General features: G+C 40.0%; 16 protein-coding genes, 1 tRNA gene and 2 pseudogenes. 10 read left to right on the top strand and 9 right to left on the bottom strand.

The genetic code is table 11. From position 1 onward, the window contains the following. Nucleotides 1-9: 9 nt before the first annotated feature. Genes N6A79_RS07650 through N6A79_RS07640 form a run of 3 tightly spaced genes read right to left on the bottom strand, consistent with a single transcriptional unit; the run spans nucleotide 10 to nucleotide 4,786 of the window. A complete protein-coding gene (locus tag N6A79_RS07650) occupies nucleotides 10-2,847 on the bottom strand; it encodes a DUF4159 domain-containing protein (protein ID WP_268545482.1) in 2,838 nt (945 codons plus the stop codon). Further along, nucleotides 2,844-3,758 (bottom strand): DUF58 domain-containing protein, encoded by a 915-nt coding sequence (locus tag N6A79_RS07645; protein ID WP_268545481.1) that lies wholly within the window; start codon nucleotides 3,756-3,758, stop codon nucleotides 2,844-2,846. Before N6A79_RS07645 ends, N6A79_RS07650 begins: the two co-directional genes overlap by 4 nt. Beyond that, nucleotides 3,758-4,786, bottom strand: a complete 1,029-nt coding sequence (locus tag N6A79_RS07640; protein ID WP_268545480.1) for an AAA family ATPase — start codon at nucleotides 4,784-4,786, stop codon at nucleotides 3,758-3,760. Before N6A79_RS07640 ends, N6A79_RS07645 begins: the two co-directional genes overlap by 1 nt. Before the next feature lie 347 nt (nucleotides 4,787-5,133). Between N6A79_RS07640 and N6A79_RS07635 the strand changes: the two genes are divergently transcribed. From N6A79_RS07635 to N6A79_RS07625, 3 genes are all read left to right on the top strand, one after another. Then, nucleotides 5,134-5,796: a CoA pyrophosphatase gene (locus N6A79_RS07635; RefSeq protein ID WP_268545479.1), complete on the top strand. Its 663-nt coding sequence runs from the start codon at nucleotides 5,134-5,136 to the stop codon at nucleotides 5,794-5,796. Continuing rightward, the gene (locus N6A79_RS07630) at nucleotides 5,793-7,058 is read left to right on the top strand and encodes a CCA tRNA nucleotidyltransferase (protein WP_268545478.1); all 1,266 of its coding nucleotides are present in this window, start codon (nucleotides 5,793-5,795) and stop codon (nucleotides 7,056-7,058) included. Before N6A79_RS07635 ends, N6A79_RS07630 begins: the two co-directional genes overlap by 4 nt. A 412-nt stretch (nucleotides 7,059-7,470) precedes the next feature. Continuing rightward, a complete protein-coding gene (locus N6A79_RS07625; RefSeq protein WP_268545477.1) occupies nucleotides 7,471-8,457 on the top strand; it encodes a hypothetical protein in 987 nt (328 codons plus the stop codon). A 412-nt stretch (nucleotides 8,458-8,869) separates the two neighbouring features. Here the strand turns inward: N6A79_RS07625 and N6A79_RS07620 are convergent. After that, nucleotides 8,870-8,945, bottom strand: a tRNA-Lys gene (locus tag N6A79_RS07620). Nucleotides 8,946-9,521: 576 nt separating this feature from the next. Between N6A79_RS07620 and N6A79_RS07615 the strand changes: the two genes are divergently transcribed. From N6A79_RS07615 to N6A79_RS07605, 3 genes and pseudogenes are all read left to right on the top strand, one after another. Beyond that, on the top strand, nucleotides 9,522-11,096 hold the full coding sequence (locus N6A79_RS07615) for a TerC family protein (protein ID WP_268545476.1): 1,575 nt from the start codon (nucleotides 9,522-9,524) through the stop codon (nucleotides 11,094-11,096). Between the two features lie 421 nt (nucleotides 11,097-11,517). Next, nucleotides 11,518-13,656, top strand: coding sequence for an Ig-like domain-containing protein (locus N6A79_RS07610; protein ID WP_268545475.1), 2,139 nt, complete (start codon nucleotides 11,518-11,520; stop codon nucleotides 13,654-13,656). Nucleotides 13,657-14,347: 691 nt separating this feature from the next. Then, nucleotides 14,348-15,070 (top strand): annotated as a pseudogene (locus tag N6A79_RS07605) (IS5 family transposase). Nucleotides 15,071-15,135: 65 nt separating this feature from the next. Here the strand turns inward: N6A79_RS07605 and pdxR are convergent. Next, nucleotides 15,136-16,548 carry a MocR-like pyridoxine biosynthesis transcription factor PdxR gene (gene pdxR, locus N6A79_RS07600; RefSeq protein WP_268545474.1) on the bottom strand — a complete coding sequence of 471 codons (1,413 nt, stop codon included), beginning with the start codon at nucleotides 16,546-16,548 and terminating at the stop codon, nucleotides 15,136-15,138. An 84-nt stretch (nucleotides 16,549-16,632) separates the two neighbouring features. Here pdxR and N6A79_RS07595 point away from each other — a divergent pair, with 84 nt between their 5' ends. Next, nucleotides 16,633-17,046, top strand: coding sequence for a cupin domain-containing protein (locus N6A79_RS07595; protein WP_268545473.1), 414 nt, complete (start codon nucleotides 16,633-16,635; stop codon nucleotides 17,044-17,046). A 209-nt stretch (nucleotides 17,047-17,255) separates the two neighbouring features. Further along, a pseudogene (locus tag N6A79_RS15900) lies at nucleotides 17,256-17,878 on the top strand (transposase). 57 nt (nucleotides 17,879-17,935) lie between these two features. Here N6A79_RS15900 and galE read toward each other — a convergent pair. Continuing rightward, entirely contained in the window at nucleotides 17,936-18,943 is a 1,008-nt protein-coding gene (gene galE / locus N6A79_RS07585; RefSeq protein WP_268545471.1) for a UDP-glucose 4-epimerase GalE, read from the bottom strand. A 157-nt stretch (nucleotides 18,944-19,100) separates the two neighbouring features. Here galE and mazG point away from each other — a divergent pair, with 157 nt between their 5' ends. Further along, entirely contained in the window at nucleotides 19,101-19,961 is an 861-nt protein-coding gene (mazG, locus tag N6A79_RS07580; RefSeq protein WP_268545470.1) for a nucleoside triphosphate pyrophosphohydrolase, read from the top strand. 50 nt (nucleotides 19,962-20,011) lie between these two features. Here the strand turns inward: mazG and N6A79_RS07575 are convergent, their stop codons facing one another. Continuing rightward, complete coding sequence (locus tag N6A79_RS07575; protein ID WP_268545469.1) at nucleotides 20,012-20,503, bottom strand: SixA phosphatase family protein; 492 nt, start codon at nucleotides 20,501-20,503, stop codon at nucleotides 20,012-20,014. A 571-nt stretch (nucleotides 20,504-21,074) separates the two neighbouring features. Here N6A79_RS07575 and dksA point away from each other — a divergent pair. Beyond that, nucleotides 21,075-21,491: an RNA polymerase-binding protein DksA gene (gene dksA, locus N6A79_RS07570; RefSeq protein ID WP_182417031.1), complete on the top strand. Its 417-nt coding sequence runs from the start codon at nucleotides 21,075-21,077 to the stop codon at nucleotides 21,489-21,491. A 400-nt stretch (nucleotides 21,492-21,891) separates the two neighbouring features. Here the strand turns inward: dksA and cobJ are convergent, their stop codons facing one another. Further along, nucleotides 21,892-23,280, bottom strand: coding sequence for a precorrin-3B C(17)-methyltransferase (gene cobJ, locus N6A79_RS07565; protein WP_268545468.1), 1,389 nt, complete (start codon nucleotides 23,278-23,280; stop codon nucleotides 21,892-21,894). Then, nucleotides 23,277-24,032 (bottom strand): precorrin-2 C(20)-methyltransferase, encoded by a 756-nt coding sequence (locus N6A79_RS07560; protein WP_268547566.1) that lies wholly within the window; start codon nucleotides 24,030-24,032, stop codon nucleotides 23,277-23,279. The genes cobJ and N6A79_RS07560 overlap by 4 nt, the downstream gene beginning before the upstream one ends. Between the last annotated feature and the right edge of the window lie 2 nt (nucleotides 24,033-24,034).

Genomic DNA, 24,034 nt, shown 5'->3' with positions numbered 1-24,034 from the left:
GTCTTTTTCCTACTGGCCGAGGCGTTTTAAAATTTCAGGCACATGAACTTGGTCGGATTTATAATTGCCAGAAAGCACATACATGACAATGTTTAAACCACCGCGAAAAGCCCACACACGTTGCATATTATCATCAGGAACAAGCCGATATTGCCAGTCACCCTTGCCATTATGCGCCCAAGCACCGGCAAAATCATTTGCGGTTATTAAAATTGGGCTAACGCCATCACCAGCATTGACTGGTCGGTTTTCACCATTGTTTTGGGTTGCTTCAAGCCATAATTGCGAACCGCGATATCGGCCTGGAAAATCTGGCATAATATAATAAGAACGGCCAATGACATGGTTTTGAGGTTGTGGCTCCAATGGTGGAACATTAAGCCCTGCTAAAATTTCTCTTAAACGATTGGTATTGGCTGATGGTGAACCGTCAAGATTAAGGTTTGAAGTAATTTCATCTCGCGTATCAAATAAGACTGTGCCGCCTTGATGCATGAAAGCATCTATTTTGCCAATCGCTTTTTGGCTTGGCATATTGGTTGACGCGTCAATCGGCCAATAGATAAGTGGATAAAAAGCAAGCTCATCCTTATCAAGATCAAGTTCAATAACTTGCCCCGGTTCAATGGTAGTTCTTTGCACAATAAATTGGTTTAAAGCCTCTAAACCTGCCTTGCTGGTTGCGTCAATGGTATCATCTCCGGTTTTAACGTAAGCAAGATGGGTTTTACCAGCGCGCATGACAAGATCTGCTTCGCTTTGGGTTGTGTTATCGTCCGCATTTGCTGCTTGCGCCAAATTGGGTGCTGTCACACTCAATGTAAAGCTGCAGAAAAGCGCCATTAATAAGATTAAAGGTGACAGATTACTGCGCTTTAAATTTTTGAAATTTAAGCCACCTAAAATGAGCATAATAAGACTATCAAGAATAAATAATACGAAAGCTAGCCCCCACATAACGCCAATTAAAGATATTGTATCATTTTCGTCATAGTTATTATGGACAATTTTGTCGCCTTTTGGCAGCTCTAATCGTTTTAAGTCACTGTCACTATTTAATAAATTAAGTGCGTAAAGTGCGTCTTGCTGCCCATAGAGACCGGGTAGGTGATCCAGACTGGCAGTGATTGGCGTATTGCCATTAAGACTGATAGGCTTATCACTTGGCGATGGCGCTTGCGGAAAGCCTTCAGCATTGAAAATGCGCCAAGGTGCAAGCGCCTTGGTGCTGCTTTCTCCATCATTAACGCTAACTGGTTGATGGCTAAGAGCCACGAATTGGCGCAGTAAATCGACAAAAAATCCGCTTAATGGCAGGTTTGACCATTCTGGCCCAGCTGAGGTATGGACGAAAATAATGCGCCCAGCGCCACGTGTTTGCGCTGTCACCAGTGGCGTTCCATCAGCAAGATTGACCCAGCTTTTATCCCGAAGATCAACAGATGGTTCAGGCAATATTTGACGCGCTATTTCAATATCTTGTGGCGGCGTAAGGGTTGCAAATGGGCTGTCGGCTGCAAATGGGGCAATGCTTTGTGGCTTTGCCCAACTCATCACGCCACCAAGATTACGCTCGCCGCGTCTTAACTTCACTGGTAAAAGACCATCATTGCTTTCTGCCGCCGCTAAATTAGGGCCAGCAAAACGCAGCAATGTGCCGCCATTATGGATAAAGCGTGTAATGGCTTCTTCACTTTGCGGCGGTATATTGGCAATATCACCAATTACCAACATTGCTGGTTTTGATGCTAATAATGTTTTGATATTTTCGTCAATATCGCCTTTTGTGCTATAAATCATATCGCCATAAGGCGCTAAAGCTTTGGCAGGATAATAAAGCGGCGATAATAAGGGTTGTGGTAATTCGCTGGTTAAGGGTGCAAGCATGGCAATGCGCCGTCTTTTATTTGATGCATCCACCGCTAAGGTTGCGCTAGCATAGGCTTTATCATCAAGGCGTAGCCAAGCTATATCATTGCGAATTTCAAGCGGCGTGGTTATTTCTGCCTGACCTTTTGTTGCTGAATTATCAAAATGCAATTGTGCTTCACCAATTTTGCGGCCGTCACTATCAAAGGCTGAAAGTGGAATATTTTCCATTTTGCCCTTATCACTGCGAATGGCGTTAATAATCATTTTATCGCTTTGATTATTGACGCTGGTTAAGCCAATCCAATTTGCTTTGTCATTGCTAAATATATGAAAAATACCATGCGGAATTTGCTGAATTTGATTAAAACTAGCTGTATCACTTTTTTCACTTAAGCTATCGGTAAGATAGGCAATTTGTAAATCTGGTTGTAAATTTGGATTGTTTTGACCAATATTTTTAAGCCTTTCAACCAGTTGCATGCGGTCGGCAGCAAGAGGCATTGGTTTTATAGCGTCAAGCCGACTTAAGGCGGCACTGCCAGTAAATGGGCCCGTTTCGCTATTTTGTGGCTCGTTGCTGGCTAAAATATAAATTGGCAAATTATGATTATTGGCTTCTTCGATCAATTTGCGTGCGGTGAGTTTATGGTTTTGCCAATTGGTGGCTGATGGCCAGCTATTATCAATCAGCAAAGCAAGTGCGCCTTTATTTTGCACGAGTTGCTTGTCTTCGCGCCATGAAGGTTGTGCCAAGGCAATAATAATAAGAGCAGCAATGGCAAGGCGTAATAAAACCAACCACCATGGTGACTTAGTGGGGGTTTGATCTTTCTTAATAAGGCTTGCTAAAATACGAAGCGGTGGAAAAACTTCACGTTGCGGGCGGGGCGGCGTCATGCGTAATAGCCACCAGATTGCTGGCAGCACAACAAGGCTTATTAAAATAAGAGGGGTGCCAAAGCTAAGTGGTATCATGCAATATGTCCTCGCCGAAAGCCAAGATCGGCATTCATGGCAATATTTAAGGCGCTTAAGGTTTTGGTGACTGGCTCATCGGTAAGGCTTAGGCAAAAACCCCAACCATAATGGCGGCAAATATCTTTTAAGTGAGCGCGTCTTGCAGCAAAAAGCTGACAATAATCTTGTTGATATATTTGCGCGCGTCCTGCATCAAGTTCAAATCCGCTTTCAGGGTCTTGAAATAACACATGGCCTTGATAGGGAAAAACCTCTTCGCTTGGGTCTGATATTTGAATGAGGTGAACGCGGATATTAAGCTCTGCAAGCTTGGTAAAGCGTTGTTCCAAAACGCTCATATCATCTAAAAAATCGCTGGCGATAATAAGATGGCTGTAGCGGCTTAATACTGACAAATCCATGCTATTAGCTGCAGGCTGATGATTAACAAGGCTTATTGCCATGCGCTCTGCCCCATTGCGTGCTGAAATAGGTGGTAAAATAGATGGTATGGCAATACGCTCACCATTTTGCGCAAAAACTTCACCTAAAATAAGAGCTAGCAATAAAGCGCGTTCTTCTTTTGAATGTTCGCAATATTTTGATTTATACTGCATGGAGGGGCTTTGATCTGGCCATAAAAACACTGTTTGTGCCGCCTCCCATTCGCGGTCACGAATATAAAGCGTATTATCGCGGGCAGAACGGCGCCAATCAATGCGGCTTGCAGATTCACCGCTATCATAGGGACGAAACTGCCAAAAACTATCGCCACTTCCTTGTTTGCGTTTGCCATGCCAACCGCCTAAAATGCTCATCGCAATTTTGCGTGCATGAAGAACCAGCGCGCTGATTTGGCGGGCATCCTTTCCTGCATTTGCAAGAATGGAGTTTACCTTAATTGGTGGAGTAAGCGCGCCGATGGCCATTAGCTTTGTGCCTTTACCAAATCTGTAATAATGCGCGATACAGGAATGTTTTCAGCTCGCGCTGTAAAATTAAGCGCCATGCGGTGTTGTAAAACAGGTTCAGCCAAAGCATAGACATCTTCGATTGAGGGGGCAAGTCGGCCTTGATATAGGGCACGTGCACGTACGCACAAGGACAAGGCTTGCGCGGCGCGTGGGCCGGGTCCCCATGAAATATATTTTTGGGCAATTGCATTATCGCTATCAGGACGGGCAGAGCGTACAAGTTTTAAAATTGCATCAATAACCTGCTCACTCACGGGCATTTGGCGAATGATTTTTTGCATTTCAATCAAACGATGTGATGTAATAACCGCTTCCGCCTTGGTATCATTAATCCCGGTTGTTTCAACCAAAATGCGCCGTTCAGTATCAAGGTCTGGATAATGGATATTGATTTGCATTAAAAAGCGGTCAAGCTGTGCTTCAGGAAGTGGATAGGTTCCCTCTTGCTCAAGTGGGTTTTGGGTTGCAAGCACATGGAAAGGGCGCGGCAAGTCATAGCGGCTACCAGCAACAGTGACATGATATTCTTGCATGGCTTGTAAGAGTGCCGATTGAGTGCGAGGTGAAGCACGGTTGATTTCATCGGCCATTAGCAATTGTGCAAAAATTGGTCCTTGAATATAGCGAAAATTACGCCGCCCATCTTCGCCTTCTTCCATCACCTCAGAACCGATAATATCCGATGGCATAAGATCGGGAGTAAATTGGATGCGCTTTTCATCTAAGCCAAGCACCCGTCCTAAAGTTTCAACAAGGCGCGTTTTAGCAAGACCGGGTACACCAACAAGCAAAGCATGGCCACCAGCTAGAACGGCAGTAAGCGCAAGCTCGACAATTTGCTCTTGGCCAAAAATAACTTTGCCAATAGAACTACGAATTTTTTTTAATTCGTCATGAACGGCATCCGTTTTTGCAATAATATCCTCATTGGTTGAAGCCTCGCTTGTAGCTTGTTTATTATTGTCTTCTATTGTTTGGTTCATGTCGTCCTCAATACCAAGTGAATATAGTGCGTTTTGCAATAGCATCATTATTGTATTATGTTCAAAGTGACTTTATTGGCTTTTGATAAATAATCCATTGAAAAAACGTCAACAATGACTATTTCATGACTTCTTGCCCAAATTATGTAAAATCTTTGCACTAAAATATCTAAAATCACCTCAGTCAACTGCTAAAAAAACGATATTGCTGCGACTATTTGTGACATAAGACCAATAAACTAATAAAAATATCAATAGCTTGGTTTATAAAAATATGTGAGATGCTGAAAGTTCTGTCGCTTATTGTAATAAAAGAATGCAAATGGGGTTGTAATGAAGGAATGCAAATGAGTAATGATTTTTCATTAGCTGATTTTACCAAACGTTTTTATAAAAAAGGACAATCCATTGCTCAAACCCATGATGATGCTGCAAATTTTAACAGTGATCTTTCCATTTCTTATCATCTTATGGGTGCTGCCAATAAAGCTGAGCCTATTGATTATCATGCCCCAACTTGGAAAAAAGCGGCGGTATTAATCACTGTAATTGACCACAATGACGGTGCAAAAATCCTATTTACCGAGCGTTCTTCAAAATTGCGCAATCATTCAGGGCAGATTTCTTTCCCCGGTGGGCGTGTCGATTCTAGCGATAAGAATGATATTGATGCGGCTTTGCGTGAAGCGCGTGAAGAAATAGCTTTGCATGATGATAATGTTGCTATTTTAGGAAAATTGCCAAGTTATTTTACGGGTACAGGTTATAAAATTGCCCCGATTGTTGCAGCCTTACAAAAACAGCAAGATTTTATCGCTAATCCCACCGAAGTCGAAAAAATATTTGAAGTACCAATGGCTTTTTTGATGGATCCTAAAAATCATCAAAAAATGCATAAAGAGATTGATGGTAAACAACGCTCTTGGTACGCGCTTTATTATAAAGACTATGTTATATGGGGCGCAACGGCTGGTATGATTGTGCATCTTTATGAAAGGCTTTATGCGTGAAATTAACCAAAGACAAAGCAAATTGGCTTTTTGATGAAAGACTACAAAAATTGCTAAAAGTTTTAGGTAGTCAAAATGGCGAGGCACGCATTGTTGGTGGTGCTGTGCGTAATGCTTTAATGGGCAAGCCAATTAACGATATTGATATTGCCACCACCCATTTGCCAGATGAAACAACGCGCCTTGCGCAACAAGCTGGTTTTCATGCTGTGCCAACTGGCGAAGGCTTTGGCACCATTACCGTGGTGGTAGATCATCACCCATTTGAAGTTACAACCTTACGGCAAGATGTAACAAGTGACGGCCGTCACCCAAGTGTGGTTTTTGGTAAAGACTGGCAGGTGGACGCACAACGGCGTGATTTTACTATTAATGCGCTTTATTGCGACCATGAAGGGGTCATTTATGATGATGTCGGCGGGCTTGCTGATATTGAAACGTCAACCTTACGTTTTATTGGCCATGCGGAGGACCGCATCAAAGAAGACTATTTGCGTATTTTGCGGTTTTTCCGCTTTTTTGCCTTTTATGGCAAAGGTCGCCCAGATGCGGAGGGCTTAAAAGCGTCCGCACGATTGAAAGATGGCTTAAGCAAATTATCAGCAGAACGTATCTGGGCAGAGCTTAAAAAATTGCTAAGCGCCAAAGACCCAAGCCGCGCTTTATTATGGATGCGCCAAGCAGGCGTTTTAACTGCTATTTTGCCCGAAAGTGAAAAATGGGGCATTGATTTTATTCATGGCTTAATTGCTAGTGAGCAGCATTTTGGTTGGGATGTTGATCCATTTTTGCGTTTAGAAGCGATTATTCCACCTGATGCAGCACGGGTTTCCACCCTAGGTAACCGTCTAAAACTTGCGAATATTGAAAAAAAACGTTTGTCGAAATGGGCATTATTACCAGCGCCAAAATCCAGCGATACTGATATGCTGATTAAAAAACTGGTCTATCAAAATGGTGCGCAAGCAGTGCTTGACCATTTGCGATTAACGCAAGCTAAAGCACGAAGCCGCGGTATTGATGACGCCCATAATCCAAAGGGCGAGGCGGCTTTGATTGAGGCTGCCAATTATGGGCGAATGATTGACTTAGTTGAAAATTGGCCTGTTCCAGAAATGCCAATAAGCGGTGAAGATTTAATTGCGCTGGGCATTGAGCCGGGGGTTAAAATAGGTCAATTGCTTAAAGAAATGGAACAAAACTGGATTGATAGCGGCTTTTTAGCAAAACGAGACGCGTTATTAAAAGATTTGAATCTTTAGCCATAATCTACTTAAGGAATGTTTCTAAAGGCAGGAGCCATTAAATTGAATGAAAATTTATTATATTCTGAGATGAACATCCCTTGTTATATTTTGTTAATATTTAGCTCGTTCATTGGCTGTTTTGCCCAAGTAATATTAGCAATTAAACCCAACTGATCGAAGATTGGTATATTTTTTTAAAGCCATCTCCTGCTACGCTATTGATTATAAAAGTGACACCCTTATTGTTAGGCGTCTGCATCACTGTCTATGATGCCTATTATTGGGGGGAGCAAGCAATTTAACATACACTTACCGCATGAATTAAGAAAATATATCTCATTATAATAGGGAAACTTGGCTTGTAAGTATATATGGATAGTATAGGTTTGTAAAAAGGTAGCAACAAGGTTAAATATTGAGGGACATTATGGCGGGTGAGAACCAAGTTAAACAAGAAAATAAGTCGCCCCGTAAACATAAGGTGTTATTTGCTTTTATTGTGCTTGTTTTGGTTCTGGGGCTTAGTTTCTTTACTATTTTTAAAACCAAAAAAGATAGTGAAATTATTTTAAAGGTGGTGAACGAAAAAATAGATAATACTTCGCCAAGAACCGATAGCTATTTTAAAAATGCCGATCCAATTGTTTATCAACTAGCCCGCAAGATTGAAAAAAAAGAACCAATCACGCTTGAAGATGTCAAAATCTTACCTGACGGCACTCTTAACGCCCGCTATGACAATGATATAACATTGCTGTTTTTAGCTCTAACCGCGCGTAATTTACAAGCTATTGATGTGCTTTTGGCGGCAGGTGCAGACCCTTATATGGTTGATAGACCGTCGTATGGATCAGAAAATGATTTCACTTACTATACAGCCACGGTTACTATGGTGAAGCCTGATTATAGTTTTGATCCCGAAGTGACAAAAAAATTCCGTTATGAACTGACAGAAATTTATCTTAAAAATGGTGGCAAAGCCGATCATATCATTCCTGGAGAAAATCCACTTTCACTCCTATTTATGCATGCTCTAAAAAGAAATTATGATGCAGTTAAATTGCTTATTGATCAGGGTGCTGATCCACTTTGGATAGGAAGTCTCGGTCACTCAACTATAATGTCATTAGCAACTGAATATGATGAGGAAAGCCGCAAGCTTTTAAAATATATAGTTTGTAAAGGCTATTATAAAAATGCAACATATGAGCAGGTTAATGAAGCTATTAAGTGGTTTGCTCCTAGCGGTCCGAAAAATATTGCAAGGGAGCATGATTTAAAACAATTATCTATGCTTATTTTAAAAGAAAACCCAGACTTTAAAGATAATCGCTACACGGAAGAAGCATTTGCTGGACCAATTCCTTGGCAAGAAATCCGTGATATGAAAATAAGCGAAGTTTGCCATGACTAATACGACGACTAAGGTTATGGGTGGTCAAAAGCTTTGTAGTTATAGAGAGGGATATGCTATTGATGTTATTATTATTTGTTGGCATAAAATATGAGAGCTTGAGGCTATCTTTACTTATTTTCGTTTGGCATGGCTATTATAACAAGATTAAAGAACAAATTTTTTGTCGAACGAGGAATGATTTTATAGCCGATTTTAATATTTAATACTTTGATGTGATAATCAATATGCAGGCTAGGGCCGAATATCTTAACTATTTGTAAGCTGCCGGGGTTTGGGATATTTTATTGGAGCACGGCATAAAAGGTTGACTATAGTACAATTAACTCCAGTTATCATAGATTTGGAGCAAAAAGCATCTAACTTTTATTTTTTCAGTTTGGAAAGCATAACGTATATTTGTTGAGTTAATTGGTGGGTGATGCAGGGATCGAACCTGCGACCCGCTGATTAAGAGTCAGCTGCTCTACCAACTGAGCTAATCACCCTTACCAAATCAGTCACACGACTTGTGTGGCGATCTATAAACATCAAAAAACATCATGTCTAGTCCATAATTTATTTTTTTTCATTTTTTTGTCATAATCCATAATTTTTCAGGCGGAAATTTTCAATTTGCATTATCGTTTATTAAAAACCATACATAGCCTCTTGATAGTTTTAACAAAAAATATCATTATAGACACTGTATTTTGTTTCCAACTTCGGCTTTGACGATTTTTTCCAAAGCTGTGTTATTGAAAAGGTTGATCGAGCGTAATGCCCGGCACATCATGTGAAGACCCTGCAAGCAGTATGAGGCGGCATTTAATGTCGCCATTTTTTCCTTATAAAAACATTAGTTTAGCAAAAAAAGTTAAATCACTGAAAAGCCAAATCGCTTTCGGCTTCAATGCTATTCTTTCTTCTATTTCAAGAAGCATCAAAAAACATTTTTCAGAAAGCAGATTGCTTGAATAGCCAAGTATTCTGCGAATCAAACTAAAAATCTAAATTTCTTAAATGTTATTTTTTGGCAAGATTTTTAATCTTGTACTATTTATATAAGACAGCAGGATAAAATTATGGAATGGATTGCCGATCCCCATGCTTGGCTAGGCTTGGTAACACTGATTTTTCTCGAAATTGTACTTGGTATTGACAACCTTGTTTTCATTGCAATTCTTGCAGAAAAACTGCCGCCACACCAACGTAACCGCGCCCGACTAACCGGCCTTTCGCTGGCGCTTGTCATGCGCCTTGGCTTACTACTCATTATCGGCTGGGTTATTTCACTAAAAGAAACTATTTTTTCTATCGGTGAATTTGAATTTAGCTGGCGCAGCATTATTCTGCTTATTGGTGGTGCGTTTTTGCTTGCCAAAGGCACATTAGAACTGCATGAGCGGCTTGAAGGTGATACTCATGACAAAAAGACCAACGCCACACATGCGATATTTTGGCAAGTTATTGTGCAAATCGTTGTGCTAGATGCGGTATTCTCGCTAGATAGTATTATTACTGCCACTGGCATGATCCCCCATGAACAAATGGCGGTTATGTATATTGCGGTTATTGTTGCTATGGGCGTGATGATGTGGGGTTCTGGCCCATTGATGCAATTTGTTAACCGCCACCCAACCGTGGTTATTCTTTGTCTTGGCTTCTTGATGATGATTGGTTTTAGCCTTATTGTTGAAGGACTTGGCTATCATATCCCCAAAGGCTATCTCTACGCAGCTATTGGTTTTTCTATCCTTATCGAAGCCTTCAATCAAATTGGTCGGCGCAACCGCGAAAAATTGGTGTCTACCAATGATCTGCGTGAGCGGACAGCCGGCGCTGTGTTGCGCTTGCTTGGCGGCGGCCGCAATGAGGGTAACCTTGCTGAAACCGTTGATGTCATAGCCGAGCAATCGGCGGCGTCTGAAGTCTTTAAGCCAGAAGAAAAGCAAATGATCCGCTCAGTGCTTGATCTTGCAGAACGTCCCGTGCGCTCGATCATGTCGCCCCGTCAAGAGGTGGAATGGCTTGATGTTTCAAGCAGTGACGAAGAAATGCGTAAGGAAATTCCAAATTTTCGTCATACCCGCATTGTACTTGCCCATGAAAAGGTAGATGAATTTGTTGGTGTTGCCCTAACTAAGGATATTTTACTGAGCTTGGCAGAAGGCAAAAAAATCGATTGGCAAAAGGCCATGCGTCAGCCGTTGGTTGTTCATGAAAATACCAATGTCTTGCGCCTTATGGAACAATTACGCCGCTCACCCATTCAGCTTGCCATTGTTGTTGATGAGCATGGCTCTTTTGAAGGCGTTGTAACCCCAACTGATATATTAGAAGCGATTGCTGGCGACTTCCCTGATGATGAGGAAGAGCAAATGCTGGTGGAGCGTGATACTGACAATAGTTTGGTGGTTGAAGGCTATGCAGATATTCGTCGTTTAAGCGGTTTTCTTGACTGTGATCTTGTTGATGACAATGACCGCTATACCACTCTTGCCGGCTATATGCTTTGGCAATTTGGTCACTTGCCAAGCCTTGGCGAATCATTTGAAGCACAAGGGCTGCGCTTTGAAGTGATTGAGCTTGAAAGACGCAATATTAGTAAAGTTCGCATTAGCCAACTAAAAGATAGTGATGCGGATGCATTAAATTAAAAAACTAGAATATTCACCAATACTCCCCTTGTGGAAACCGCAAGTCTTCACACCAAAAGTCTTCACAAGGGGAAAATAGAAAAAACACACAACAAGTATTAATTCAAAACTCAATAAATAAAGGTCATTTATACTTAAGGTGTATAACACCCCTATCACCTATGGCTATATATGGTGGCGTGTGATCCCTAACTTGTATTATATTATATAAAAACCGAAAATTTTCAAAAGTGTATATTGGATTTTTATTTTAGAAAAAAATTATACAAAATAAAAAATGCAACTATCCATAAAAAAATTGTTTTATCCATTGTAAACTCGTTAATTATTATTGCATATAGCTTTATTAATGTTATAGACATAGTCTAGAAATATAGTTGTCGCAGTTTTATTAATTGTTAAAGTTAAAGTAGGATACGCAATGATTGTTAGCCCAGATAAGGATGTTATCGTAGGGGTGGGTGGACAAGTTTCAGCTCCATTAGTTGATTCCCAAAATTATGTAATCACATCTGGCATGTCCAGTATAAGCAATTATGCTCAATGGGGAAATGATCTCATTGTTCAATTTTCCTCTGGCGAGGAATTGCGCATCAATAACTTTTTCATTAATGGACCAGCTTTTCATAAGTTAATGATTGTGGAAAACGGCAACCGGATTGAAGTCGATTTTACCAAAGCAGTTACCAATGAGGGTGACGGTATTGATGATAGTCTTATCCAATATTCGCAATTAGGTGAATCCTTATCGGTTGCCACATTGCTTGGTATTCTTGGTGGTGCAGCTGTAGGTGGCGCTGGTATTTATTCTGTATTTGGCAAGAGCGGTGATGATAATGACAATAGCTATACGGCGCCAACCGCAACCGTTGGCCGTCCAGATTCGCCAGATGCCGATATTATCAATGATGATAAAAACCCTACTGAAGTAATCAGAAATGGTGCATCAACCAATGATAATACGCCGACCTTGCAGGGTGAAGATGCCGTTCCGGGTGCTCAAATAGCAATTAGGGTTAATGGTGGTGATCCAGTCTATGTAACTGTTGGGCAGGATGGTAAATGGAGCTATACTTTCCCACAGCTTGCAGATGGCGTTTATAATGTAGTCATTACTCAGACCAATGCAAGTGGTGCCACGAGTGAAGAAACCAGTTTACAATTTACAGTAGATACTATTGCTCCAGACGTCCCACAGCTTGAAACTGTTAATGACAATGTGACACCTACCGGCACCATTGCAAATGGCGGTATCACTAATGATGCAACACCTGAATTTAAAGGCACTGCCGAAGCTGGGTCTAAAATTAGTATTTATGTCGATGGTACGGTTGTTGGCACAACAACAACGGGCAGCGATGGTAAATGGTCGATTGAGCTTGGAACAAACCTTTCTGACGGTGTTCATAGCGTTCAAATTACTGCAACTGACGCTGCAGGAAATGAGAGTGGCAAAACGAGTGAATTTTCATTTACTGTTGACACAATTGCTCCCTCTGCAATTAGTGCCTCCTCCATTTATTGGAGTGATGCAAACGGCGGCGATGCAACACAGTTTACAACCGGTACCACCGTCAATTCAACTGTACGCAAAGTCGTTCTTTCCGGCATAGCCAATGCTGTAGGCGCTGGCTATGATGCTAAATGGATTGAGATTTTTGATAATGGCATTTCTATTGGCCGAGCAGAAATTGGCACAGATGGTAAATGGCAGTTTTCACCTGAAAATGATCTTAGCCTCGGATCACATAATTTTAGTTTTGAAGCGATCGATGCTGCAGGTAATCGCAGTTCTAGAACCAATGTTGCACAATTTATCGTTTCAGCAACAGCAACACCAACTTCTGCCGACGCTACGGACACAAGCAGCACGCCAGATGATGGTTCAGCAAGTGCTAGTGCTGATACAGATTCATCAGACAATAACACTGATGATAATTCCGGCAATGCACGCAGCGCTGCAGTTAATCCAAGCAGCAGTGATGATGTTCAATCCGATGATAGCGCTTCATCGCAGCAAAGTGACACTTCTAGCAGCTCTAGTGATGAATCAGCAAATCCATTCTCTTATCGTTTGGGCAACTTTTTGGATGAAAGCGATGCAACTGCAAGCGGCCAAGCATCTTCCAACGAAGATACGCAAAACATCGATAGTGCTTCTGCCAATGATGCATCAGCAAATGATACAATTACACCAACAAGTGATATTCTTGGTGAAATTGGCATCGATGTAAGCGATAACGACAGCCAAGCAGCAGATGCTCAAAGTGCAGATAGCCAAAATACAGATGTTGAGGTTAGCAGCGATCAAAATAGCAACAGCCAAGCAGATGATGTTCAAGCTGACAGTGTACAAGCTGACAGTGCTCAGGCCGATGAGGTTCAAGGTGCAGATAATCAGGCTTCTAATGATGCTTCTGATTTAACCATTGATGATCTATTAGATGGTGATACCAGCGTTGCTAATAATGAAAGCTATAGCGACATTCCTGCCTTTGACGCATTTAGTAGTTCGCAAATGCCAAACATCTATGATGAACAACATTTGAGTTACGTCTAGTAAAAAAAATGACTTGAGCATGATCTTTGTTTTTGAGGTCGTCTTGTAAAATCAATATGATATAGAAGCAGCTTTACCGAAATTTACGGTGAAGCTGCTTTTTTATTAATAAAACTTAGACTAATAGACTGTTCTGGGGCTATGAATTTGTTTTGCGTTAAGGGCGCCGAGCATATATCAATTATTATAGTAACCTTAAGATCTATTTTTACCTGTCACAGCAATTGTCTTGTATTCATACGTTTTAAAATACTTGATTAAGTGGCGGCATTTAGAGATTTGGGAATCATTTGAGGTTGAGATTTTTGGTCAAGTTTTTTGCCAAACACTAAACTTTAGCTTTATATTTTTGATCTTTTCCGGATGTTGTTTGCGCCCAAACCTTTAATAATCTACAAAATGCCAAAATGCCAAAATGCATATCCTTTATGGTTATTGTAACGTTAATGATATCTATGCGCGGGTAGGACCAAGACGTAAAAATATGTCGATTGCTTTGAGGTACCCCGCGAAACTAGGACCAATTTACCTTTTATCCGTTGCGAACTTTAGTTTAGAAACTTTTTCTACATGTCTTTGCGCTATGGCTAGGACCTATTAATTTTATTGATTCACATTTTAGCTAATTTATGATTCATTGGTGTGAGGGAGGTAGCTAATGAGTGATTTGTTTTTATTGAGTGAAGATTAAATGGCGCGGATCACGCCTTATTTTCCATTATCGCTTGGTGTGGCACGTGTCGGTGATATGCGCGTTCTCAGTGGGATTGTCTATGTTATTAAACATGGCTTGCAACGGAAAGATGCTCCTAAGGATTACGGTCCGCACAAAACCCTTTATAATTCCCTTTTTCGTTGGAGCCGATTGGGTGTGTTTGATCGTATCTTTGCAGCACTTGGCAGGGAAGGCTCAAAACCTTTACGCCTCATGATTGATGTAACTCATCTTAATGCACACTGCACAGCAGCCAACCTGCTTAAAAAGGGGATGTTGCCCAATGTGTCGGACGCACAAAGGGGGGCTGAATTCAAACTGCATACGGTCGTTGACCAAGAGGGAAAACCGATATGCCTGTTATTGTCAGAAGGTGAGATGAGCGACTATAAAGACGCGGCTCTTCTGTTATCAGTTTTGCTTGAAGCGCAAGAACTTATCACTGACAAAGGTATTGACACTGACTGGTTCAGATGAGCCTTATTTGACAGAAAAATCAAGCCTAACATTCCTCCCCGAAAAGGTAAGACAGCGAACATCTTCTTTGACAAGGCAACCCATAAATTACGTCATAAAATTGAGAACTTGTTTGCAAAACTTCAAACTTGGCGACGTATTGCAACAAGAAACGATCGATGCGCTCATACTTTCTTTTCAGCAATATGTATCGCTGCAGCGGTCATATTTTATCTCAATTAATGAGTCCTGACCTTAGTCAAGCCCTAAAAAATATCGCAAAAAGTCGAAACTTATTTTATGAATATCTATAATAATTCAAATTTATTTAATACTTTTTTTAAATCCTCACATGATTTATTTATGAGGTTAGGCGCTAATGAAGCTATACCCAATAGTAAACCTTTTCGGCAATTTTTTCCTGCATACCATGTCGAGAGAGGGGAAGGCGCTAAGCCATAAGTTAAACACTCTTTTGAAATATCGACGTCATTGCACTGTGATTGGATAGGTAAAATTGCAGAAAGACCTGCTATGGATTGATTGCTAATCGAGGGGCTTAAATGTTTTATAATAATATCACGATTTGCAGCGTATAAACGTTTCAAGCGTCGTAAATGACGTATGTAATGCCCCTGATGCATAAAATCTGCAACTGTTAATTGTGTTGTGACGCTTGGCTGTGATGTTAGACACATCGCGACCTCTGCGAATAAAGCAGCTTTTTGAAGCGGTGCTACCACAAAACCAATGCGAAGTGATGGTGTAAGTGTTTTGCTGAATGACCCGATATGGATTACCCGGCCCGTGCGGTCTAAAGAAGCAAGGGCAGGTGCAGCCCGACCTTGTAATTGTAAGTCGCTTAGGTAGTCATCTTCAATAATCCAAGCTTGTGCTTGATTTGCCCAGTCAAGGATTTGTAAACGTCGATCTAAAGATAAGCTCATTCCGAGAGGTGCTTGTTGTCCCGGTGTTATGATCGCCAGTTTTGCGTCTGGTGCTTTTATTATTCCCTCATCCACCAAAATACCTTGGTTATCAACGCTAATCGGTTCGATTATTAGCCGTGCTAATTCTAATCCTCGGCGTGTTAAAGGGTAACCAGGTTCTTCCATCCAGGCTTTTTTGTTCTCGAGTCCAAGTGCCATCAATACCAAGCCAAGGCCACCTGAATAGCCACTAGTAATGATAATTTGGGTGGGATTACATTGAATACCGCGTGTTATGGCAAGGTGACCTGCAATTTCACTTCGTAATTGGTACAAACCTCGTGGATCTGGATAGGCAGGTGCTTTTGCAAATTGATTGCGTGTCTGTTGTGCGCCAATGCGCGTAAATAAAGTTGCTGGAAAAGCATTTTTGGACGAAACACCTAGCTGAAAAGGGAGGGGGGCATATCCGCCCCTTTGCTGCTGAAGTGGTAATATCACTTCTTGTCTATGCTGGTCGTTATTTAAAATAGGCATTGAGGGCAGATCAGCTACAACAGTTCCTTTTGCTTTAGAAGACAAAATAAGTTGATCGGCGAGTAGTTTTTCATAAACCAACCTTACCGTGCCACGAGATACGCCTAATTGCGCGGCAAGATCGCGCCATGAAGGTAGTCGGGCTCCTTTAGGTAAATTACCTTTATTTATTGCTATTTTAATAGCTCTATAAATTTGCTCGTTAAGCGTAACCTTTAAATTTCGATCAAGCTTTAATTCGATTAGGTGCAGCATCTTTGGTGGTACATTCCTATTTGTCGTTTTTGGTGCTTTTTAAATTTTATATAAGTATTAGATTAAATATTAAGGAGAAATAATATGAACTTGAAATCTATTTTATTTGCAGCAATTACAGCATTAACATTTTCTACAAGTGCATGGGCATTAAATCCTGGTGAAAAAATTGAACAAAATTTTAATCAACCAATTCCTAATGTGCCAGGAAAGTCACTTATTGCTTTAGAAGTTAATTATGAGCCAGGTGCAGAAACAGCGCCTCACTCACATCCCAATTCAAGTTTCATCTATGCATATGTTGTATCTGGAGAAATTGAATCAAAAGTTAATGATGGCGAAGTACGAATTTACAAAGCCGGTGAAAGTTGGTCTGAAGCTCCAGGTGCAAACCATCAGATTAGTCGTAATGCGAGTAAAACAAAACCCGCAAAATTGCTCGCAGTGTTTGTTGTCGATAGTGATGAAAAATCACTGGTAAATGAAATGAAACATTAAATCATTTTGAGCGACGAAAAAATATTGTTTTACGCCCAATGGAAACAATACAAACAAGCACAGTGAGCCAAATGGTGAGAAAGCATGATGCATTCTCACCATTTGGTTTTTTTACATTTTTAGACAAAACCTATATAATATGTAAAATCAATCATTCGTTAAAAAAATGAGGCTGTACCGGATAACTGAGAATGTTTACTGGTATAAGCATGAAAAAGGACCGATTATCGATAATTAAGCAAGATCGATTAATGGAGCATGTTGCAGCAGGCAAAACTGCACGATGCACCGATGATTTCGTTGACGTCAATTTCACTACATCCGCCAATTATTGCCAAAGACTTCACGAGCTGATCGCCTATCAAACAGAGCAAGAAGCAAGTGAGAATTTTGACGGTTAGATTGGGGTCGACGGGAGTTATTTGGGCGGCCACCGCAAAGGGAAGCGTAGACGTGGAGCAGGTGGCAAATTTCCTGTGTTTGGCGTGTCTCGTCTCAAGCGCCATGGGTGTATAAATGAAGATTATTTTTTCATGCATTAAGAGCCAGTTTATTGCCCATTATTAAACGTAAAGTTGTGCCCCATGTGTTGTCTATGGCAACTGTCGGCGTGGATATAATGCATATTGGATGCATTAAAGTTTAAACATTATCACATCAACCATTCAAAACTGTTTGCAGATAAGGGCAATCACATCAACGATTTTAGAAATTTTTGACCTGAGCCCAACAAGACATGCGCAAATCTAATGGTATACCTTGACAGAATTTTGGACTATTTTCGAAGGAGTGTGAGTGGCATTTTAATAACCCATCGCCTCAAGTACAATGAAGGCATATCAAACAATGGGTTAAATTGTTTATGGGCTAATTAAATGGTACAGCCCCTTTATTTATATCCTTCTGGATTTTTTAGCTGAAAGTTCCACATATCAGCACACATTTTGCTTAAATTTCTATTGGCTTGCCAGTTTAAAATTCTTTTTGCCGTTTCTGGATTTGCATAAAATTCGCCAATATCACCAGCACGGCGGGGGCCTATTTCATATTTAATGTCGCGATTTGAAATATGCTGAAATTCTTTGACAACCTCCAAAACGCTGTAGCCACGGCCGCAGCCGAGATTAATGATTTCGCAATTTGGTTCATTGGTAAGTTTTAAGGCGCTAACATGGCCTGCCGCTAAATCTTCAACATGGATGTAGTCGCGGATACCTGTTCCGTCACGGGTGTTATAATCATTTCCCCATATCATTAAGCGATCCCGCCGTCCTGCCGCAACTTGTGCAACAATTGGCATAAGATTATTCGGAATACCTTTTGGGTCTTCGCCAATTAAGCCGCTTTCATGAGCGCCCACTGGATTGAAATAACGCAGTATAACAAGACTCCAGTCAGGTTGACTAGTGTATAAGTCGCATAGCATATTTTCAACGGTCAGCTTCGTTCTGCCGTAAACGCTTTCTGGGGCGAGGGGGTGTTTTTCATCATAGGGAAGATAAGAAGGTGTGCCATAAACGGTTGCCGTTGATGAAAAAATTAATTTTTTTACGCCAGCTCGTTGCATCGCTTGCAAAAGCCTTAAAGTACCACTCACATTGCAATCATAATAAAGAAGTGGTTTTTCTGCAGATTCGCCAACGGCTTTTAATCCAGCAAAATGAATGACCGCGGTGCATTTATGGCGCGTTAATACAGATTCCATGAATTCTCGGTCGCGAATATCACCCGGTTCATTAATGACAGTGCGTCCGGTGATTGTCTCAATTCGCCTAATAACTTCTGGATGGCTGTTATCGTAATTATCAACAATTACCACATTATAACCGGCATTTAGAAGGGCTACGCATGTATGGGAACCAATGTAACCGGCGCCACCTGTCACTAAAATTGTCATTTAATCATCCATTATGATATTAACTGCAACTATTTTGAATAGCAGGAATATTTCTATTTGTAAAAATTTAAACAAGTCAATTGAAAACTATCATCGATATGTTTACTTAGCTATATAATTGAACTCGACGATTGCAAGATAAAGAAAGTCCTATTCAATGAGTAGCGTTAAAGTCGATATTAACAAAGTAAAAGTTTCACGCGATATAAATGACCTTATTGATATAATGATGGTGTTGCGCGACCCGATAATTGGATGCCCTTGGGATATTGAGCAAAATTGTGAAACCATTATTCCTTATACTATTGAAGAAGTTTATGAAGTGGTGGATGCAATCAGACGCAACGACCCGCTTGATCTTTGTGACGAGCTTGGCGATTTATTGCTACAGGTCGTGTATTACGCACAAATATGTAGTGAAAAAAATCTCTTTTCTTTTGGTGATATTGTTGAAGCTATCACCGCAAAAATGATTCGTCGCCATCCACATGTCTTTGGCAGTGAAAAAGAACGCGCCCAAGGTATGCAAAAAGGGCAGTGGCAGCGTATCAAACAGCAAGAAAAAGAGTTGCGCCATGAAAGAAGACTAGTCGCTGGTCAGGCTAGTAATTTTGAAACCGTTGAAAAAGCTTCAATTTTGGCTGATGTTGCAACCGTTTTTCCTGCACCTATTGAGGCGATGAAATTGCAGGATAAGGCAGCAAGTGTGGGTTTTGATTGGCCGAAGGCAGACGAGGTGATTGATAAGCTTAAAGAAGAAACTACTGAAATTATTGATGCGATAAAGACAAAAAATAAAGAGGAAGTAGAGGCTGAATTAGGCGATATCTATTTTACGCTTATTAATCTTGCCCGCAAACTTGATGTTGATCCTGAAAAAGCGCTTGCTCGAACTAATGCAAAATTTAGGAAAAGATTTCAGTATGTTGAACAGCGCTTAACCCAGTTGGGGGAAGAGTTAAGTGATTGTCCCTTGGAAAAAATGGAGGCTTATTGGTGCGAGGCTAAACAATTTTAGTTTTTGATTTTTGTTGATAACGGGGAAACGTAAAACAAATTTATATACACTTAAGGATGATGAAAAGCGACCAATTCCCCTTGATGATGATTTAAATGAACATCAGGCCCTAAGAAGTCAATGATTGCAAGCCCAGCGGTTGGATAGTTCTGCGGTATTTGGATTGCCGATTTTGGCGAGGCTAGATATTGTAACAGTGCAAAAATTGAAGGATTGTGCCCAACCAATAAAAGACTGGCAAACTGACTATTCTGCTTTAAAATATCGAGATATTCCTTAGGTCCCCCGTCATAAATAGCATCAAGCGATATCAAGTTGGTTTTATCAAATAGGTTTAAAGCTTTTGTAGTTTCAGTTGTTCGTATAGATGGCGACAATAATATTTTTTCAGGCAAGGAATAGTTTTGCAGGATAATATTGCCAATTTTTATAGCATCTGCTTTTCCATTAGCACTAAGGTGGCGATCAAAATCAGACTGCCCCATTTGTGCTGGTAATGCTTCCGCATGACGTAAAAGAAAGAGTCTTTTCAAATGGTTCATTTTAAAGCCTATGAATACAAATTGAATTGATTAGTTCACATATTACAATAATAGCTTGAAAGAGAAAGTATTTTACAAAAATTAATCTCTTACCCTAGGAAAATAATAAAATATATTTTATGCAGTTTGTCAGTCAAAAAAAATTGAGTTTTAGAACCAGCATGTTGGACTTATAAGTGATGCTATTCCTAATCCTTTTAAAGAAGAATCAAAAAAAACAGCTTTTAATATTGCGCTAAAAATTAAATTTATGTTTTGAGATGTCAATAAATTTGCAAGTAAATTATTTTTCTTGCAGTGGTTTTATTTAGAAAAAATTTAATATTTTAGAGTTCTAATATAGTAATTTTTATACAAAATAATTGTAAAAATAGTTGATTAATTCAAAATATAACTAGTTTGTCATATAGATGAAATAAATACGTGTTTTTTTTAAAAAATTTAATTGCTGTATGACGTTAATCGATTTGATTTTTAATATTTAATTGTGTGTTTTTCAAATTTTTGTGTTGTATATTTTAAAAGACCACAATATATAGGGGCTCTCAACCAAGCTGTGGAGGCTTCGTACATGAGCGAACAAATTAATTTGGACTATCACCCAAGTGACGACGAGCCATTTATGAATGAGCGTCAAAAGGCTTATTTCCGCTCAAAGCTTATCTTTTGGAAAAATGATATTCTAAGGGAATCGCGTGAAACGCTAGAAAATCTTCAACAAGAAAACGCCAACCTTCCTGACATGGCTGATAGAGCTTCATCAGAAACAGATAGGTCTATCGAGTTAAGAGCCAGAGATCGTCAACGTAAGCTAATTTCAAAAATTGATGCAGCTCTGCAACGTCTTAATGAAGGTACTTATGGATTTTGTGAGGAAACTGGCGATCCAATTGGGCTTAAACGTTTAGATGCAAGACCAATTGCGACGCTTTCTCTTGAAGCCCAAGAGCGCCATGAACGTCGTGAAAAAGTTTATCGCGACGAATAGCTGCAGTTTATTTACTAGATGAACTCAAAAACTACCGCGCAGGCGTTTATACTGTTCGGTTGTTTTTGAGATGTAATGCTATAATACTTTGTAAAAAGGCATTTATCGACAAGGTAAGCATAGCGCAAGGCTTGTTGCTAAAGGAGTCTAGTTTTAGACACTTGTATAGTTAATTCGCAAATATATTTCCATTATTTTTTGAAGTATAAAATATTTTAATACACTTTGGCTATGCTGTGCACATATGATGCTATTGCAATTTTTTACAATAGTTTAGCAAAGTGTTTTAAGGGGATGCCTAGTTTCTAGCATATTTTTTGAAATATAATCTTAAGGTTCTCACAAAAAATTTGTTATACTATTTCATATAAAGAAATTATCTGCCCCTAAATTTCTTGTTTTATTGCAGGTAAGTTCTTGGTGTATAAAACCATTTTCTTCCATTTGCCGAAATTATTTTTGATTTAGAAGAGCCTATAATTATAATGGTTCGGCTGGTAATATCATCCGTCTTTAATTCACCAAGGGTCGTAATTTTAAAGTCCTGTGTTGGTCTAGCAATGTCATGACCAAGTCCAACAGGCGTATCTTTATGACGGATAGCCTTTACGATATCCAATGCCTTTATAATTTGCTCAGGACGAGCTTTTGAAACAGGATTAAAAAGTGCTAAAGCCATATCTGCCTCACAGCAAAGTTTTAGACGCTTGGCAATTACATCAAAAGGTTTCAAATTGTCACTTAAAGATATCATGGCAAAGTCATGTCCAAGTGGCGCCCCCATTAATGCCGCCCCTGCAAAGGCAGAGGTAATACCAGGCTCGACAACAACTTCAATATTGGGCATCTCATTATTCATTGTATCAATAATCTCAAAAACGGCCGCTGCCATTGCAAAAACTCCTGGGTCACCGGAAGATACAATTGCAGCATTTCTGCCTTTAGCTGCCAAGGCTATTGCGTATTTGGCGCGATCTAATTCTTGACGGTTATCGCTTTCATGAATAGTTTGTTTGGCATGAAAAGGCGTCGCCAATTTAATATAAAAATCATAGCCTAAAATATCGTCGGCCTCAGCAAGTGCCTTTTGAGCAGATATTGTGCGATATGCCTTGTCGCCCGGACCCAGTCCAATAATTGTTATCTTACCCTTTTTAAGCTGTGCTGATTTTTGGTAAAGTAAGGTTTGCTCTTTTGGTTTTATAGGTTGGTCTTGATCAATTATTTCAATGGTTAAAGATGACGTGTCATTAATTGGCAGCGTTGCTTGATTGAGCCACGAATGGCTACCTATAATCTTTAATGATTCGCCATTGATGATCTGTGAAATAAATGATTTCGCATATTCAGGATTGATGAGTTGCAAATCATTGGGTGGGTCAAGAAGGTTGATGCCTAATCGTCTTTCGCCATTTGAAGTGATTGCGCTTAATCCATCGGTTATTTGAGCCAAATCATTTGCAAGTCTGTTGGCACCATTGGCAGCACCAAGTAGAGGTACAATGAGTTTGCCATCTTCGCTTATGCAAATGACTGGAGGTTCTTGATACTTATCTTGTAAAAGCGGGCCAAGTGCCCGAATAATGATTCCTGTCGCGCAACAGCTTATGATTGCAATATTTTGCTTGTATAAGCTTGTTGCTAAATCGCTAAAAGACGTGAAAGTTTGGTCGCAGTTAGTGACGCGTTTTTCAAAGCCATAAATCGTTGCATTTGGAATTTTAAATTTTATTTGTTCAGCAATTGCAAATGCTGAATTAGATAAAATTATAATTGCAATATCTCTCACAGATTTTTGCCCTTATATTGTGTTGAGCTATATGCCTCGCCAGGGATTAAAATAAGAGAAAAATATGGGCTGCAATTGCTATTAACTTCCGTTAGTGGTCGTATTTTTTGGTCTTTCATCGTTGCGCGTTCGATATAAAGAGCTTTATCAAAAAGGTTTAGTCGTTTCAAAATTTTGATGATTTTATCAATATTTCGTCCAAGCTTCATAATCGCAAATGCACTTTTTTCTTTAAGCTTTTCTTCTAACTTTTCTTCATCAAGTACAGCAGAAAGCACAGTAAAAGTTTCGTTGCGATAACATATGGGAGTAGCGAGAGCCGCAGATGCACCTGAAATAGATGTAATGCCCGGTATAATGATCGTTTCAAACTTATCTGCCAAACGGTCATGAATATACATGAATGAGCTATAAAATAAGGGATCGCCCTCTGCTAAAACAGTTATTATTTTGCCTTGACTAAGATGGCTTTCAAGCTCTGTTGTTATGTCACCGTAAAATTTTGACAAAATGTCATCATAGCTAGTGTTTAGAGGTGGTGCTTGTGTCGTAATAGGATAAGTAAGGGGTAATAGGGTTTGGCTCTCTTTAATCCAACATTCAGCGATTGTAAGTGCATTACTCTTTTTGCCCATTGCTTGATGAAAGGCAATAATGTCAGCGCCTTCAATCGCTCTTAACCCCTTAATTGTAATGAGTTCTGGATCTCCTGGACCAACACCAACGCCGTAAATCTTGCCTTTTTTCATTATGT

Source organism: Bartonella sp. HY761 (assembly GCF_026743145.1).
Taxonomy (GTDB): domain Bacteria; phylum Pseudomonadota; class Alphaproteobacteria; order Rhizobiales; family Rhizobiaceae; genus HY038.
Note: the sequence above shows the minus strand (reverse complement) of the source record. Positions and strands in the feature narration are given on the sequence as shown.

Bases quoted from the DNA above. Each gene is read 5' to 3' on its own strand.
- pdxR (WP_268545474.1), bottom strand. From the start codon at position 16,548: ATGCTGCACCTAATCGAATTAAAGCTTGATCGAAATTTAAAGGTTACG.
- mazG (WP_268545470.1), top strand. From the start codon at position 19,101: ATGAGTAGCGTTAAAGTCGATATTAACAAAGTAAAAGTTTCACGCGAT.
- N6A79_RS07610 (WP_268545475.1), top strand. From the start codon at position 11,518: ATGATTGTTAGCCCAGATAAGGATGTTATCGTAGGGGTGGGTGGACAA.
- N6A79_RS07645 (WP_268545481.1), bottom strand. From the start codon at position 3,758: ATGGCCATCGGCGCGCTTACTCCACCAATTAAGGTAAACTCCATTCTT.
- N6A79_RS07595 (WP_268545473.1), top strand. From the start codon at position 16,633: ATGAACTTGAAATCTATTTTATTTGCAGCAATTACAGCATTAACATTT.
- N6A79_RS07635 (WP_268545479.1), top strand. From the start codon at position 5,134: ATGAGTAATGATTTTTCATTAGCTGATTTTACCAAACGTTTTTATAAA.
- N6A79_RS07625 (WP_268545477.1), top strand. From the start codon at position 7,471: ATGGCGGGTGAGAACCAAGTTAAACAAGAAAATAAGTCGCCCCGTAAA.
- dksA (WP_182417031.1), top strand. From the start codon at position 21,075: ATGAGCGAACAAATTAATTTGGACTATCACCCAAGTGACGACGAGCCA.
- N6A79_RS07615 (WP_268545476.1), top strand. From the start codon at position 9,522: ATGGAATGGATTGCCGATCCCCATGCTTGGCTAGGCTTGGTAACACTG.
- N6A79_RS07640 (WP_268545480.1), bottom strand. From the start codon at position 4,786: ATGAACCAAACAATAGAAGACAATAATAAACAAGCTACAAGCGAGGCT.
- N6A79_RS07650 (WP_268545482.1), bottom strand. From the start codon at position 2,847: ATGATACCACTTAGCTTTGGCACCCCTCTTATTTTAATAAGCCTTGTT.
- galE (WP_268545471.1), bottom strand. From the start codon at position 18,943: ATGACAATTTTAGTGACAGGTGGCGCCGGTTACATTGGTTCCCATACA.
- N6A79_RS07575 (WP_268545469.1), bottom strand. From the start codon at position 20,503: ATGAACCATTTGAAAAGACTCTTTCTTTTACGTCATGCGGAAGCATTA.